We start from the raw sequence: 16,622 nt of genomic DNA, 5'->3' as shown, positions 1-16,622 counted from the left end.
ATAAAAATTAAAATAGATAAAGGAGATATTTATTATGAGTAAAATTATTGGTATTGACTTAGGAACAACTAACTCAGCAGTCGCTGTATTAGAAGGTGGAGAAGCAAAAATCATCCCAAATCCAGAGGGAAATCGTACAACACCATCTGTTGTATCATTTAAAAATGGAGAAATTCAAGTTGGAGAAGTTGCTAAACGTCAAGCAGTAACTAACCCTGATACTATTTCATCAATTAAACGTCATATTGGTGAAGCTGGTTACAAAGTAGAAGCTGATGGTAAAAATTATACACCACAAGAAATTTCAGCGATGATTTTACAATACTTAAAAGGTTTTGCTGAAGATTATTTAGGTGAAAAAGTAGAAAAAGCTGTTATTACAGTACCTGCTTACTTTAATGATGCACAACGTCAAGCAACAAAAGATGCTGGTAAAATTGCTGGGTTAGAAGTAGAGCGTATTGTTAACGAGCCAACTGCAGCAGCACTTGCTTATGGTTTAGATAAAACAGATAGAGATGAAAAAGTATTAGTATTTGACCTTGGTGGTGGTACATTTGACGTATCTATCCTTGAATTAGGTGATGGCGTGTTTGATGTATTATCAACTGCTGGAGATAACAACTTAGGTGGCGATGATTTTGACGAAAAAATCATTGAATACTTAGTTGCTGAATTTAAAAAAGAAAATGGTATTGATTTATCACAAGATAAAATGGCCGTTCAACGTTTGAAAGATGTTGCTGAAAAAGCTAAAAAAGACTTATCAGGTGTATCAAGCACTCAAATTAGCTTACCATTTATTACAGCTGGTGAAGCTGGACCTCTACATTTAGAGATGACTCTAACTCGTGCTAAATTTGATGAATTAACTTCTGATTTAGTTGAAAGAACAAAAGTACCTGTTCGTCAAGCAATCAAAGATGCTGGTATTTCAACAGTTGATATTGATGAAGTTATCTTAGTTGGTGGATCAACTCGTATTCCTGCAGTAGTTGAAGCTGTACGTAAAGAAACTAACAAAGAGCCAAACAAATCAGTTAACCCTGATGAAGTAGTAGCAATGGGTGCTGCTATTCAAGGTGGAGTAATTACAGGTGATGTGAAAGATGTTGTTTTACTTGATGTAACACCTTTATCATTAGGTATTGAAACTATGGGTGGTGTGTTTACTAAATTAATTGACCGTAACACAACAATTCCAACAAGTAAATCACAAGTATTCTCTACAGCAGCTGATAACCAACCAGCAGTAGACATTCACGTGTTACAAGGTGAGCGTCCAATGGCTGTTGATAACAAAACATTAGGTCGTTTCCAATTAACTGATATTCCTGCAGCACCACGTGGTGTACCACAAATTGAAGTAACATTTGATATTGACAAAAATGGTATTGTAAACGTAAGTGCTAAAGACTTAGGAACTCAAAAAGAACAAACAATTACTATTAAATCATCTTCAGGTTTAACTGATGAAGAAATTGAAAAAATGGTTAAAGATGCTGAAGCTAATGCTGAATCAGATAAAGAGCGTAAAGAAGAAGTTGACTTACGTAACGATATTGATGCTCTATTATTCTCAGTTGATAAAACTTTAGGTGAATTAGAAGGTAAAGTGGATGCTGATGAAGTAAGCAAAGCTGAAGCAAAACGTGATGAGCTTAAAGCTGCAGTTGAAGCTAATAATATTGAAGAAATGAAAGTTAAACGTGATGAATTAAATGAAATTGTTCAAGCGTTAACTGTTAAATTATATGAACAAGCTGCTCAACAACAAGCTGAAGAAAACCCAGAAGCTGCTCAAAGTGGTGCTGATGATGTTGTTGATGCTGATTTTGAAGAAATTAATGATGATGAAAAATAATGATTAATGATGAAAAAGCCGAAGCATTGCGCTTTTGGCTTTTTCGTTTGAAAATCTGAATTTTGAGTTCTAAAAACATAGAAATTATGGTATGATTTAATCGATTTAGTTGTTTTAAACAGAAGATGGAGGGTTAGTTAATGGCCAAAAGAGATTATTATGAAGTTTTAGGAGTATCTAAAACGGCAACAGATGATGAGATAAAAAAAGCCTATCGAAAACTATCCAAAAAATATCATCCAGATATTAACAAAGGGGATGATGCTGAAGATAAATTTAAGGAAGTATCAGAAGCCTTTGAAACATTAAGTGATGCACAAAAACGTGCTGCTTATGATCAATATGGTCACGCTAGCACTGATCCAAACTTTGGAGCAGGTGGTTTTGGTGGTGGCTTCCAAGATTTCAGTGGTAGTTTTGGTGGATTTGAAGATATTTTTGAATCATTTTTTGGTGGCGGTGGCAGATCAAGTAACCCCAATGCCCCAAGACAAGGAGCCGATTTACAATATACATTAGATTTAACATTTAATGAAGCTATTTTTGGTTTGGAAAAAAATATTCGTTATAACCGTGAAGACATTTGCGCAACTTGCCATGGTAGTGGTGCAAAACCTGGTACACATCCAGTAACTTGTCCAAAATGTCATGGAACAGGTGTCATTAATGTTGAACGTCAAACACCACTTGGGCGTATGATGAGTCAACAGCCATGTGATGAGTGTCATGGAACAGGTAAGATTATTAAAGAAAAATGTAGTACTTGTCACGGAGCAGGACGTATTGTTCAATCTCACTCAGTTAAGGTCACTGTACCTGCAGGAGTTGAAGATGGCCAACAAATGCGTTTAGCAGGTCAAGGTGAAGCAGGTTATAATGATGGTCCTTATGGTGATTTATACGTTGTCTTCCGTGTTGAAGATAGTCCAATATTTGAACGTGAAGGATCAGAGATTTTTTATGATCAAACAATTACTTTCGTTCAAGCAACTTTGGGTGATGAAATTGAAGTGCCTACAGTTCATGGACGTGTGAAATTAAAAATTCCAGCAGGAACACAAACAGGTACTGTCTTTAGATTAAAAGGTAAAGGAGCCCCTAAATTACGTGGCTCTGGTAATGGGGACCAACAAGTAACTGTTAATATTGAAACACCTACTAGTCTTAAAGATGAGCAGAAAAAATTATTACGTGAATTTGCTGAACTTAGTGGTGATAAAGCTGCTATTGAACAAGAAGAGGGTTTCTTTGATAAAATGAAAGATGCTTTTTCTTCAGGTGGTAAGAAAAAACGTAAATAATTTTTATAAAGGTAGTTTTTTAAAGCAAAACAAAATGTTTTGCTTTTTTTTATGTTTTCTATTGATAATTTTTTTTAAAACAGGTATTATACAACAAGTAAATAGTAATCATTACGATTTAAAAGGAGAAAGAATATGAAATCATTTATAAAAATATTATTAGGTATTAGTTTAGTTACATTATTAGTTGGTTGTGGTACGTCAAATTCTGAAGAAGGTTCTGGTGACAAATTAAAAGTTGTGACAAGTTTTTATCCAATGTATGATTTTGCCAAAGAAATCACAGCAGATAAGGCAGATATTTCAGTTTTAACAGCATCAGGTGTTGAGCCTCATGATTATGAACCAACAGCAAAAGACATGGCAAAAATTCAAGATGCCGATGTCTTTATTTACAATTCAAATGATATGGAAACTTGGGTTAAAGATGTCTTATCTTCAATTGATACAAGTAAAGTCACTGTGATTGAAGCAAGTAAAGGAATAGAGTTAATGAGTGGAGAACGTGAAGAGGATCATGATCACGAAGTCGATGATGACCATAATCATGAGGGCGAAGAAGGTCATGATCATTCTCATGCTGTGGATCCACATGTTTGGTTAGATCCTGTTTTAGCTAAAAAAGAAGTGGATAATATTAAAGAAGGTTTAATCAAAGCTGATGAGAGTAACCGTGATGTTTATGAAAAACAAACACAAGTCTTTCAAGAACAATTAGATAAATTAAATGAAGCTTTTGGTGATGCTACAAAAAATGCCAAAGAAAAGAAATTTGTCACACAACATATGGCATTTTCTTATCTAGCTAAACGTTACGGTCTAACTCAAATTCCAATCTCAGGTCTTTCACCTGAAATTGAACCAACTCCAAAAGAATTAAAAAAAATTGAAGACTTAGTTAAAGAAGAAAATATAAATGTTATTTACACAGAGAGTAGTGCCTCTTCAAAAGTAGCTGAAACCATTGTGAGTGCTACTGGTGTTGAATTATCAGTGTTAAATCCATTAGAGAGTTTAAGTAAGCAAGATATTGCAAATGGAGAGAATTATATTTCTGTGATGTATCAAAACTTAGAACATTTAAAGTTATCAATTAAATAATATGTTAATTAAAAAAGGAGCCTTTGTACTAAAAATACAAGGTTTTTTCTGTCTTCTTAGATGTTTTGCTATCAAAATAAGATAATTAAAGTAAAAGCTACTATATTTCTATTTTGCTTAAAATAGGCTATAATAAGCTCAATGATTCTTTTCATGAAAAAGAAAATTAAAGACCTTGGGAGGAAAACACATGTCAAAACAACAAATTGGTGTTGTCGGTATGGCAGTTATGGGGAGAAATTTAGCTTTAAATATTGAAAGTCGTGGGTATAGTGTTTCAATTTTTAACCGTACTGCTTCAAAAACAAGAGAAGTTATTGCTGAGAACCCTGATAAAAAATTAGTCGCAACATATAGTATTGAAGATTTTGTTAATTCTCTAGAAAAACCACGTCGTATTATGCTAATGGTTCAAGCTGGAAAAGCAACAGATTTAACAATTGAAGCATTATTACCTCATTTAGATGAAGGAGATATCTTAATCGATGGTGGTAATACGAACTATAAAGACACGATTCGCCGTAATGAAGCATTAGCAGATTCTGGTATTAATTTTATTGGAACGGGTGTATCTGGCGGGGAAGAAGGAGCATTAAAAGGCCCTTCAATGATGCCAGGTGGTCAAAAGGAAGCCTATGATTTAGTGGCACCAATCTTCACTGAAATTGCAGCTAAAGCAAATGATGGTGAGGCTTGTGTTACTTATATTGGGCCAAATGGTGCTGGACATTATGTGAAAATGGTTCACAATGGCATCGAATATGGTGATATGCAATTGATTGCTGAATCATATGATATTTTAACACGTGTTTTAGGTCTTTCAGTGGAAGATGTAGCTAGTATTTTTAGTGAGTGGAATGAAGGGGAATTAGACAGTTATCTAATGGAGATCACCTCGGACATATTAACACGTAAAGATGATCTAGGAACAGGCAAGCCAATTGTTGATGTGGTGATGGATGCTGCTGGAAACAAAGGAACTGGTAAATGGACAAGTCAAAATGCACTTGATCTAGGCACGCCATTACCTCTTATTACAGAATCAGTATTTGCAAGATACATTTCAGCTCTAAAAGAAGAGCGTGTTGAAGCAAGTCAAATTATTCCACAACCAACATTAAAACCATTTACTGGTGATAAAAAAGTCTATATTGAAAAAATTCGTGAGGCTCTATATTTTAGTAAAATTATGAGTTATGCCCAAGGATTTGCTCAAATGCGTATGGCAAGTGAAGAGTATGATTGGGATTTGAATTACGGTGAGATTGCCAAGATTTTTAGAGCAGGCTGCATTATTCGTGCCCAGTTTTTACAAGAAATAACAGATGCTTATGAACGTAATCCAGAAATAAAAAATCTATTATTAGATGAGTATTTCTTAGATATTACAGCTAAGTACCAACAATCAGTTCGTGATGTGGTGTGTTTAGCTGTTCAATCAGGTGTTCCAGCGCCAACATTTTCTTCTGCCATTGCTTATTTCGATTCTTATCGTACAAAAGATTTACCAGCAAATATCATTCAAGCACAACGCGATTACTTTGGTGCACATACATATCAAAGAAAAGACCGTGAAGGTGTGTTCCATTATGATTGGTACTCTGATAAGGAAGATTAATCACATAGGTTCAAGTAAGAAGTTGACTGTACAGTCAACTTCTTTATTTCTCTAAAAAAAGTGACATAATGTAACAATTGAAAAAGAAAAATGTAGCAGTTCTTTTTTTTATGGTGTATGATAATATTCTGACTAAAAGGAATGGGGGAAAATGATGGGTCTTTTAATTGGAAATTTAAAGAATCATAAAAAACTAGTATCAATTTCACTAGTGATGACAATTGTCATGGTTGCATCTCAACTTTGGCAACCAAAATTATTACAACGCATTATGAATGCGATTATTACAGAGGATCAAGGGGAATTAAAAAGTATTGGTGTGCTACTTATATCAGTTGCTTTAGTAGGATTAGTAGCTGGTATTTTAAATACCATTATTTCTGCTAAAATTTCTCAAGAGGTTGCTTCAGGTATTCGTGCTCAAGGATTTAAAAAAGTCCAAGAATTTTCTTTTGAAAATATAGAATCATATTCTACAAGTAATTTAGTGGTTCGTTTGACAAATGACATCACACAAATTCAAAATGTTGTGATGATGAGTTTTCAGACGATACTTAGAATACCATTTATGTTTATTGGAAGTTTCATTTTAGCTATGTTAACCATTCCAGAACTATGGTGGATTATTATTTTATTAGTTGTACTAGTATTTATTACAGTTATGTCTGTATTTGGTATGATGGGAAAACACTTTGTAAAGATTCAAAAATATTTAGAAAAAAGCAATGGGGTAGCTAAAGAGAACTTAATGGGTATCAGAGTAGTGAAATCTTTTGTCCAAGAGAAGAATCAAATTGCTAAATTCACTAAAATTTCAGAGAAATTAACGAAACACACGATCTCTGTTGGAAATTTATTTTCTATTATGGTACCAACTTTTATTTTAATATCTAATCTAGCTATTGTAGGTTCTATTTTCTTTGCTGCTAATTTAGCTGAAACTAACATTGAAGTCATTAGTGCTATTGTGTCATTCATGAATTATTTAATGCAAATAATGATGAGTATTATTATTGGTGGCATGATGATGATGATGGCTTCTCGTGGGATGGTTTCTCTAAAGCGTCTTCAAGAAATATTAGATACTAAACCAACTATTACCTATAAAACAAAAGATACAGAAGTCATTGAAGATGGCTCTATCTCTTTTGAAGATGTAACGTTTACTTATGCAGGAGATGATTTACCAACTTTAAAAAATATTTCTTTCTCTATAAAAAATGGTCAATCTATTGGTGTAGTAGGAGCGACTGGGGCTGGAAAGTCAACACTAGCCCAGCTTATGGTAAGAATGTATGACCCAACAAGTGGTGAGGTCAAAGTAGGTGATGCTGATTTAAGGGATGTGAGTAAATCAGACTTACGTCATTCTGTAGCGCTAGTTTTACAACGTGCAATTTTATTTTCAGGAACCATTGCAGATAATTTAAGACATGGAGATAAGGATGCTAGTGATGATGATTTATTGCGTGCCTCATCTATTGCACAAGCTTATGAGTTTATTGATCGTCAATTAGATGGTTTTGAAAGTCGTGTAGAAGAACGAGGATCAAACTTCTCTGGTGGGCAAAAACAACGTCTGTCAATTTCAAGAGGTGTTATTGGAAAACCAAAAGTATTGATTTTAGATGATAGCACTAGTGCACTAGATGCTAAATCAGAAAAATTGGTTAAAGAAGCTTTAGCTAATGAGCTGAAGGAAACAACAACAGTTATCATTGCTCAGAAAATATCATCAGTGGTTCAAACAGATAATATTTTAGTATTAGATAAAGGTAAACTTGTTGCTCAAGGGACTCATGCCCAGTTATTAAAAACAAGTGATGTCTACCGTGAAATCTATGACACACAAAAAGCAAAGGAGGTTGAGAATATTGAATAAGAAAAAACCAAGTGTATTATCCTTCTTTTGGGAATATTTAAGTGTTTATAAATTTAAATTGATTATTATTGTTGTGGCTATTATCTGCTCTACTTATCTTCAAGTAAAGGCTCCTCAGTTTACTGGTAAAGCAATTGAGGAATTAGCTAATTATGCCGGACAATACATGGCAGTAGGAAGTGCTGATAAATCACCTTTTACAAGTGTTATTAAGCTCTTAGTAGGTCTTTATGCTCTAAACTGGATTGCGATGTTTGTTCAAAATATTTTAATGTCGCGCTTAACCGGTCAATCAACTAATAACATGCGAATTAATTTATTTTCTAAATTACAACGTATGAAAGTTAGTTATTTTGATACTCATCAAGACGGAGAGACATTAAGTCGTTTTACAAGTGATTTGGATAACATATCAAACACAATGAACCAAGCATTGATTCAAGTCCTAACTAATATTTCAATGTTAGTAGGAGTCGTTATTATGATGTTTAGAGAAGATGCTAAAATGACTTGGATTACATTAGGTATGTCACCAATTGCTATTGTGATTGCCATTGTGATTATTAAAAAAGCTGAAACACACATGGCTACGCAACAAAAAAATGTTGGACGTTTAAATGGTTATATTGATGAGAAAATATCTGGTCAAAAAGTCATCATTACAAATGGTTTAGAAGATGAAACTATGGCAGGGTTTGATACACTTAATCAAGAAGTAAAACAAGCTACATTTAAAGGACAGGTTTACTCTGGTTTACTATTTCCAACTATGCAAGGGATTTCGCTTTTAAACACGGCGATTGTTATTTTTGCTGGTGGTTGGTTAGTCAGTAGTGGCTCAATTGAAAAAGCAGCCGGTCTTGGATTAATTGTTATGTTTATTCAATATTCTCAACAATTTTATATGCCACTGACTCAAATTTCCTCCCAATTTAGCATGTTGCAATTAGCATTTACTGGAGCTGGACGATTGAATGAGGTTTTTGTTCAGCCTGATGAACCAAAAGGAAATACTGATGTAGCTTTAACTGGACTAAATAAAAATGTAACATTATCTCATGTTGATTTTTCATATATACCAGATAAGCCGATATTAAAAGATATTTCTATGGAAGCTAAAAAAGGACAGATGGTAGCACTTGTTGGGCCAACGGGTTCAGGAAAAACTACAGTTATGAACCTATTAAATAGATTTTATGATGTAAATTCTGGGGATATTACGATTGATAATCGTGACATTCGTGATGTGTCATTAGATAGTTTACGAGAACATATTGGAATTGTGTTACAAGATTCCATCTTATTTTCTGGTACTATTCGTGATAATATTACGTTTGGAAAACCAGATGCTACTAGTGAAGAAGTCATTCATGCTGCTAAACAAGCTAATATTCATGACTTTATTATGAGTCTAGATGAAGGTTATGACACATTTGTTAGTGATGAGAATAGTGTCTTTAGTGTAGGTCAAAAACAATTAATTAGTATTGCTAGAACAATTATTACAGATCCGTCATTATTAATTTTAGATGAGGCAACTAGTAATGTAGATACAGTAACAGAAAGCCGTATTCAAAAAGCAATGGAGACAATCATTGATGGTCGAACAAGTTTTGTGATTGCTCATAGATTAAAAACCATTTTAAATGCTGATTACATTATTGTTTTAAATCAAGGTGAGATAATTGAAAAAGGCACACATGATGATTTAATTAAACAAAAAGGCTTTTATGCTGAGCTTTATCAAAATCAATTTGTCTTTGAATAAAGGGGTGAGCTTCCTATATGTTTAGGAAGCTCATTTTTTGTCTTATCAAATTGTGTGAAAAGAATAATTAATAGATTTTTTCTTACAGAATGGTTATAATAAATGAGAATAGTTTTAATTTTATTAAAAGATTGTATAAGAAAGGCATGGGTAAAAATGTCAAATAACATTTTAATTATAGAAGATGAAAAAAATCTAGCTCGTTTTGTGGAGTTAGAATTAAAACATGAGGGGTATGAAACAGAGGTACATTACAATGGTCGAACAGGATTAGAAGCAGCTGTTAACGGAAATTGGGATGCGATTTTGTTAGATTTAATGTTACCAGAGTTAAATGGTTTAGAGGTTTGTCGTCGTATAAGACAAGTTAAAAACACACCCATTATTATGATGACAGCTAGAGACTCAGTAATTGACCGTGTATCAGGGCTAGATCATGGGGCAGATGATTACATTGTTAAGCCGTTTGCAATTGAAGAATTATTAGCTAGATTACGTGCGCTACTTCGCCGAATTGATATTGAAGGAGACAAAAATGTTACGAAACAAACAACGATTACTTATCGTGATTTAACGATTGAAAAAGAAAATCGTGTTGTTAGACGTGATGATGATATCATCGAATTAACAAAGCGTGAATACGAATTACTACTTATTTTAATGGAAAATGTCAATGTCGTTTTATCACGTGATGTGTTATTAAATAAAGTATGGGGTTATGAAATCGAAGTGGAGACGAATGTGGTTGATGTCTATATTCGTTATCTGAGAAATAAAATTGATAAACCAGGTGAGGATAGCTATATTCAAACTGTTCGTGGAACTGGTTATGTGATGCGTTCATAATGTCTGATAGTCAGCTAAGTCATAAAATAGAAACATCTTCTGTTTTATCTTGGAAATCAATAACACTGAAATGGACTATTTTAACCTCAGTAGCTATTTCAGTGTTATTTACCTTGTTTGCTCTAACTATTTATAAAACCAGTACTAATTTAATGATTGAACAAGAAGAATTAACTTTTAGTCGTACGATGTCAGAGGTAACTAGGCGCTTATCAAGAAGTTCTGATTCCTTGAGTTTTAACTCCACAACTTTTTACTTAAAAGAGTCAACGGGTGAATATGTTGGGGAAGGGTATTATGGTAAGGAAACGCTGGAAGCTAGTTTAATGAATTTAAATAGCTTTATCTCTGAATTATCTCGGCCTGAGTTGAACGTAAAGGTGTATGATCCTGCTAAATATTTAATTTTTGAAACAAAAAGTGCTTACATCCCTTTTGATGAAGAATTTAAGAATTCAGTTAGTATTAAATCTTATAATCATATTGCCGGATTAATTTCCTTAACGCCAATTCACTCTGATAAAACAGGGGAGTTGATCGGTTATACACAAGGTTTTTATGAATTAGAAAACTTTTATAACTTTAGACGTAATTTATTAAAGAACTTTTTAATGATTGGCTCAATTGGTCTGGTCATTAGTGTGGTTATTAGCTTTTTATTATCAAGGTATTTTACTAAGCCTTTAAGGAAAATGGCAAAAGCATTAAATAGTGTAGAAGATGCTCATAAAACTGGTATGAGAATGCCTGTGCCAAAATCTAATGATGAAATTTCAGATTTAGCGAATGCCTTTAATGAGATGTTGGAGCGGATGCAAGGGTTTATTACACAACAGCAACAGTTTGTGGAAGATGTGTCTCATGAGCTTAGAACACCAGTTGCTGTGATTGAAGGGCATCTTAGTTTATTGAACCGTTGGGGAAAAGATGATCCTGAAGTGTTAGAGGAGTCCTTATCAGCCTCTCTTCAAGAAATCACTCGGATGAAAAGTTTAGTACAAGAGATGCTTGATTTATCTAGAGCAGAACAATCAGAATTTTCTCATCAAAATGAAACTTGTTTGGCTAAAGAGACCATTGAAACAACAGTAAGCAATTTTCAGATGCTTTACCCTGAATTTGTTTTTAACTTAGATATAGAAGATTTAAGTCATAAAGTAGAGCTTCATATGTATCGTAATCATTTTGAACAGCTTCTGATTATTTTGCTAGATAATGCTGTTAAGTATTCAAAAGATAGAAAAGAAGTCTTAATTTCAGTATCAAAATCATTTAAGTTTGTAGACGTTATGATTCAAGATTTTGGTGAAGGAATCACAGATGAAGAAAAAGAAAAAATCTTTAACCGTTTTTACCGTGTGGATAAAGCCAGAGCAAGACATACTGGAGGAAATGGTTTAGGATTATCCATTGCCCAACAATTGATTGAGAATTATAATGGTGAAATTTCTGTAAATAGCCATTTAGATATGGGAACTGCCTTTTATATTTCCATTCCATTTGTTGAAGAAAATCAAAATTAAAGGAGTATTCTAGTTTACTAGATACTCTTTTTTTTGATATAAGCATAAATATTTTATAAGCCTTGTGGTATAATGTTAAAGTGATTGAAAACGTTGAAGGAGGGATATGATGGAAATCGAAAAAACCAATCGAATGAATTCCTTATTTGAATTTTATTCGACTCTTTTGACTGAAAAACAAATGAATTATATTGAATTATATTACGCTAATGATTTATCATTAGGTGAGATAGCTAATGAGTATGATGTTAGCCGTCAAGCTGTTTATGATAATATTAAGCGAACTGAAAAATTACTTGAAACATATGAGAAAAAACTACATCTTTTTTCTAATTATGTGATTCGCCAAGAATTGATTGATTCGATTAAAGGGCATTTAAAAGAGAAAAAACAATTAGATAATGAGATATTAGCTTTATTAGATAGTATTCAAGAAATAGAAGAAGATTAGGAGTAGAAGAATATGGCTTTTGAAAGTTTAACAGACCGCTTACAGGTCGCAATGAGTAAATTAAAGAAAAAAGGGACGGTAAAAGAAGAAGACGTTAAAGATATGATGCGTGAGATACGTCTTGCATTACTTGAAGCCGATGTTAACTTACAAGTCGTTCGTGGCTTTGTTAAAAGTGTTGGAGAGCGTGCCGTTGGAGTTGAAATCTTAGAGTCACTAAATCCAACACAGCAAATTGTTAAAGTTGTTGATGAGGAGTTAACTAAAGTCTTAGGTTCTGAAGTGGTTGAATTAAATAAATCACCAAAAATTCCTACAACAATTATGATGGTTGGTCTACAAGGTGCTGGTAAAACAACATTTACTGGTAAATTATCAAATTTTTTAAAGAAAAATGAAAATGCTAGACCACTACTTATTGCAGGGGATGTGTATCGTCCAGCTGCTATTGATCAGTTAAAAGTAATAGGTCAACAACTAGATATTCCTGTGTTTGAAATGGGAACTGATGTGGACCCTGTTGAGATTGTAAAACAAGGTTTAGCTTATGCAAAAGAACATAAACATGACTATGTTTTCATTGATACAGCAGGTCGCCTTCATATCGATGAACAGTTAATGAGTGAGTTACAACGCATTAAAGAATATGCTAAACCTGATGATATTTTACTAACTGTTGATGCCATGACAGGTCAAGATGCTGTAACAGTGGCTCAAAGTTTTGATGAACAACTAGATGTGACAGCGGTCGTTTTAACTAAACTTGACGGAGATACTCGCGGGGGAGCTGCACTTTCTATTCGTGCGATTACTGGAAAACCAATTAAATTTATTGGTACAGGTGAAAAATTAACAGATATTGAAATTTTCTATCCAGACAGAATGTCTAGCCGTATTTTAGGTATGGGTGATATGCTGACCTTAATCGAGAAAGCTCAACGTGAGTATGACGAGGATAAGGCTGAAGAATTAGCTCAAAAAATGCGTGAGAACAGTTTTAATTTTAATGATTTTATTGAACAACTAGACCAAGTGATGGACATGGGACCCTTAGAGGATTTAATCAAGATGATCCCAGGAATGAATAATGTTCCAGGGTTAGATCAACTACAGGTAGATCCAAAAGATGTTGCTAGAAAAAAAGCGATTGTCTTTTCTATGACACCAGCTGAAAGAGAAAACCCAGAATTACTTAATCCAAGTCGTAGAAGACGTATTGCAGCTGGTTCTGGAAATTCAGTAGTTGAAGTGAATCGTATGATCAAACAATTTAACGAATCACGTAAGATGATGCAACAAATGAGTAAAGGCAACATGCCACCTGGAATGGAAGAGATGATGGGAACTGGCATGAAAGGCAAGCTTGGAAAAATGGCTATGAATCGTATGGTTAAACAAACGAAGAAGAAAAATAAGAAAAAAGCAAAACAAAAGAAAAATAAAAAGAAAAAATAGAAGATGAAAATCTTCTATTTTTTTGTCTAGAAGGTAGGGAATGAAAATAGCTATGATGGGATTTAGTGGTAGTGGTAAGTCAACGTTGACTAGATACTTTTCTAAAACACAAGACTTACCTAGTCTACATCTAGATCAAATTCAATTTATAGATAATTGGAAACTAAGGGATAGAGATGAAGCCAGACAGTTAGTCACTCATTTTTTAGATGAAAACTCTTCTTGGGTGATTGATGGTAATTACAGTAATTTTTTAAGAAATCGTAGAGTTAAAGAAGCTGATATGACTATTATTTTTATGTATTCTCCTTGGCGTTGTTTGTACCGTGTATTAAAAAGGAGTCATAAATATAGAGGACAAGTACGTCCTGATATGGCTAAGGGCTGCATAGAACAATTAGATTTTTCTTTTATTTGGTGGGTACTTTATAAAGGAAGAAAGCAAAAGTCATTCTTTCTATCTTTAAAAACTCAACATCCAGGAAAGGTTGTCATATTAAAGAGACCAAAAGATTTAGAGAACTATTTCAATCAAATAATAAAATAAACAAAATTGTTCTAGTTTGACTTAAAATAGCTACCAAAAAGAGCTAGTAGTGCGAAAATAATCCCCTTTCATTGATTAAAAATCTAAATATGATTAACTAGATATGTTAAGGAGGATGAAAAATGATTAAAGATGCGACATATTATGCAGAACTAATTAGAAAAAAAGAGGTAACTCCAGAAGAATTGATAGACTCTGTCGTAAGAAAGGCTAGAGAGCATCAAGACTTACATGCCTTTACCGAGTTAGAACCAGAATTTTCACAACAACTCTTACAGACTAAAAAGAGTAAAGTATCACAACAGCCCTTTTATGGTGTTCCCTTTCCAATTAAAGATTTAGGACAAAATAGAGAAGGAATGGCACAAACATCAGGGTCTCGTTTGTTTAAGGGATTAAAAGCTTCTGAAACTAATAGTTATATGGCTAGAATAGAAGATATTGGTTTTGTTCCTTTAGGTGTTACAACAGCACCAGAGTTTGGATTTAAAAATATATCAGATCCAGCTTGTTATAACACAACAAAAAATGTGTGGAATAAGGATTACCATGCAGGAGGAAGCAGTGGTGGAGCAGCTTCTGTTGTAGCTTCTGGTATCTCACCTATTGCTGGGGCAAGTGATGGTGGAGGTTCTATTAGAATACCAGCTAGTTTTTCAGGACTAATAGGGATGAAGCCTAGCCGAGGAAGAATTGTAACAGGACCAAGTAGTTGGCGTGATTGGCAAGGGGCTTCTGTTAATTTTGCTTTGACAGTATCTATGAGAGATACTGCTAGATTACTTGATTTATTAAAACCAACTAATCAGATTTCACCATTTTTAATGCCCCAAGAACATTTACCTGAAAAAGGTAGACCGTTAAAAATTGCTGTTTGTGTAGACTCTCCAATAGACTCTTTTGTATCAGATGAAGCAAAACTTGCAGTAGGGAACATGGTTAGTTTACTTGAGAGTATGGGACATAGTGTTGAAGCAATTCCCTATCCAGTTGACGGGGCACGTTTAATCAGAAGTTATTATAAAATGAATGGCGGGGAGACAGCTAATATGATGGCTGGTATTTCTCAGGCAATTGGACGTGAGTTAACTAGGGATGATATGGAACCTATGTCATGGACTTTGTATCAATATGGCTTACAATTATCAGCTGCTGATTATGCCTCTTCATTTAATGAATGGGATGAAGCAACATTTAAAATGGAAACCTTATTTGAAGAGTATGATTTATTCTTATCACCAACAGCAACAGGAATTGCACCTAAGATAGATGAGGATTTACAGAGTGATAAGATTAGAGAAGAGATGACTAGAGCTAGTGAGTTAGATAAAGAAGAATTAGCAAGTCTAGTTTATGACATGTTTGAAAAAAGTCTAGCTATTACACCTTATACACAATTAGCTAATTTAACTGGACAACCAGCTATCAGCTTACCAACTCACGTAACCAAACAAGAAGAGATGCCAATTGGTGTTCAGTTCATGGCTAGTAAAGGAAATGATCAATTGCTGATTGATGTTGGAGTACTCATAGAAGCATTAGGTGCTTTTATACTACCGAAAGCTTATAGGTAAATAAATGAGGATAACGATATTTAGGCATTGAATTCACAAAAAAACAAATAAAATTCAACCTGTAAAGAAAAAACACTTTACATTGGTCTAGAAACCTGTTAAACTAATTTTTGTGATTAAAAGAAATGTGGAGGTGCCTCATTAATGGCAGTTAAAATTCGTTTAAAACGTATGGGTTCTAAAAAGAAACCTTTTTATCGTATGGTAGTAGCAGATTCTCGTTCACCTCGTGATGGACGTTACATCGAAGTTGTGGGAACATATAACCCCTTAACAAACCCAGCTACAATTACAGTAGAAGAAGAAACAATCTTAGAATGGTTATCTAAAGGTGCACAACCTTCTGATACAGTTCGTAATATTTTATCTCGTGAAGGAATCATGAAAAAACATCACGAAGCTAAATATACTAAAAAATAAGGTGGGGACATGAATGACTGATGTAAAGAATTTGGTATTAACCATTGTCCGTCCGTTAGTTAGTCAACCCGACGCTGTTGAATTAGATGTGAGAGAAGAGAACGATTTTATGGAGTATGACTTAAAAGTTTCTCCAGAAGATGTCGGCCGAATTATTGGTAAACAAGGTCGAGTGATCAAAGCCATTCGTACCATTGTTTATAGTGTTCGTACAACAGAACCTAAAAGAGTTCGTCTAAACATACTAAGCAATGACGCAGAAAACTAGCCTG

At 33.8% G+C, this 16,622-nt stretch carries 14 protein-coding genes; all 14 read left to right on the top strand.

Going from position 1 to position 16,622, the window contains the following annotated elements:
• The first annotated feature begins 34 nt into the window (after positions 1–34).
• The 14 genes from dnaK to VSF34_RS06825 all read left to right on the top strand — a co-directional run bounded on the left by dnaK (position 35) and on the right by VSF34_RS06825 (position 16,618).
• A complete protein-coding gene (gene dnaK, locus VSF34_RS06890; RefSeq protein ID WP_326716607.1) occupies positions 35–1,864 on the top strand; it encodes a molecular chaperone DnaK in 1,830 nt (609 codons plus the stop codon).
• Positions 1,865–2,004: 140 nt separating this feature from the next.
• A complete protein-coding gene (gene dnaJ, locus VSF34_RS06885; protein ID WP_326716606.1) occupies positions 2,005–3,165 on the top strand; it encodes a molecular chaperone DnaJ in 1,161 nt (386 codons plus the stop codon).
• Positions 3,166–3,300: 135 nt separating this feature from the next.
• A complete protein-coding gene (locus tag VSF34_RS06880; protein ID WP_326716605.1) occupies positions 3,301–4,266 on the top strand; it encodes a metal ABC transporter substrate-binding protein in 966 nt (321 codons plus the stop codon).
• Between the two features lie 190 nt (positions 4,267–4,456).
• Positions 4,457–5,884, top strand: a complete 1,428-nt coding sequence (gene gnd, locus VSF34_RS06875; RefSeq protein WP_326716604.1) for an NADP-dependent phosphogluconate dehydrogenase — start codon at positions 4,457–4,459, stop codon at positions 5,882–5,884.
• Between the two features lie 154 nt (positions 5,885–6,038).
• On the top strand, positions 6,039–7,766 hold the full coding sequence (locus VSF34_RS06870; RefSeq protein ID WP_326716603.1) for an ABC transporter ATP-binding protein: 1,728 nt from the start codon (positions 6,039–6,041) through the stop codon (positions 7,764–7,766).
• On the top strand, positions 7,759–9,534 hold the full coding sequence (locus VSF34_RS06865) for an ABC transporter ATP-binding protein (RefSeq protein WP_326716602.1): 1,776 nt from the start codon (positions 7,759–7,761) through the stop codon (positions 9,532–9,534). The genes VSF34_RS06870 and VSF34_RS06865 overlap by 8 nt, the downstream gene beginning before the upstream one ends.
• Positions 9,535–9,690: 156 nt before the next feature.
• Positions 9,691–10,380, top strand: a complete 690-nt coding sequence (locus VSF34_RS06860) for a response regulator transcription factor (protein ID WP_326716601.1) — start codon at positions 9,691–9,693, stop codon at positions 10,378–10,380.
• Entirely contained in the window at positions 10,380–11,903 is a 1,524-nt protein-coding gene (locus VSF34_RS06855; RefSeq protein WP_326716600.1) for a HAMP domain-containing sensor histidine kinase, read from the top strand. The genes VSF34_RS06860 and VSF34_RS06855 overlap by 1 nt, the downstream gene beginning before the upstream one ends.
• 109 nt (positions 11,904–12,012) lie before the next feature.
• Positions 12,013–12,354, top strand: coding sequence for a putative DNA-binding protein (locus tag VSF34_RS06850; RefSeq protein ID WP_326716599.1), 342 nt, complete (start codon positions 12,013–12,015; stop codon positions 12,352–12,354).
• A gap of 12 nt (positions 12,355–12,366) precedes the next feature.
• Positions 12,367–13,809, top strand: a complete 1,443-nt coding sequence (gene ffh / locus VSF34_RS06845) for a signal recognition particle protein (protein ID WP_326716598.1) — start codon at positions 12,367–12,369, stop codon at positions 13,807–13,809.
• Between the two features lie 40 nt (positions 13,810–13,849).
• Positions 13,850–14,356: a P-loop NTPase family protein gene (locus VSF34_RS06840; RefSeq protein WP_326716597.1), complete on the top strand. Its 507-nt coding sequence runs from the start codon at positions 13,850–13,852 to the stop codon at positions 14,354–14,356.
• Between the two features lie 125 nt (positions 14,357–14,481).
• Complete coding sequence (locus VSF34_RS06835; RefSeq protein ID WP_326718042.1) at positions 14,482–15,930, top strand: amidase; 1,449 nt, start codon at positions 14,482–14,484, stop codon at positions 15,928–15,930.
• A gap of 144 nt (positions 15,931–16,074) precedes the next feature.
• Entirely contained in the window at positions 16,075–16,350 is a 276-nt protein-coding gene (rpsP, locus tag VSF34_RS06830; protein WP_326716596.1) for a 30S ribosomal protein S16, read from the top strand.
• Positions 16,351–16,363: 13 nt separating this feature from the next.
• Positions 16,364–16,618: a KH domain-containing protein gene (locus VSF34_RS06825; protein ID WP_326716595.1), complete on the top strand. Its 255-nt coding sequence runs from the start codon at positions 16,364–16,366 to the stop codon at positions 16,616–16,618.
• Positions 16,619–16,622 lie beyond the last annotated feature (4 nt).

It is taken from the genome of Vagococcus jeotgali (assembly GCF_035918315.1).
Taxonomy (GTDB): Bacteria; Bacillota; Bacilli; order Lactobacillales; family Vagococcaceae; genus Vagococcus; species Vagococcus jeotgali.
The sequence above is the reverse complement of the archived record's forward strand: the minus strand, read 5'-3'. Positions and strand labels throughout refer to the sequence as shown.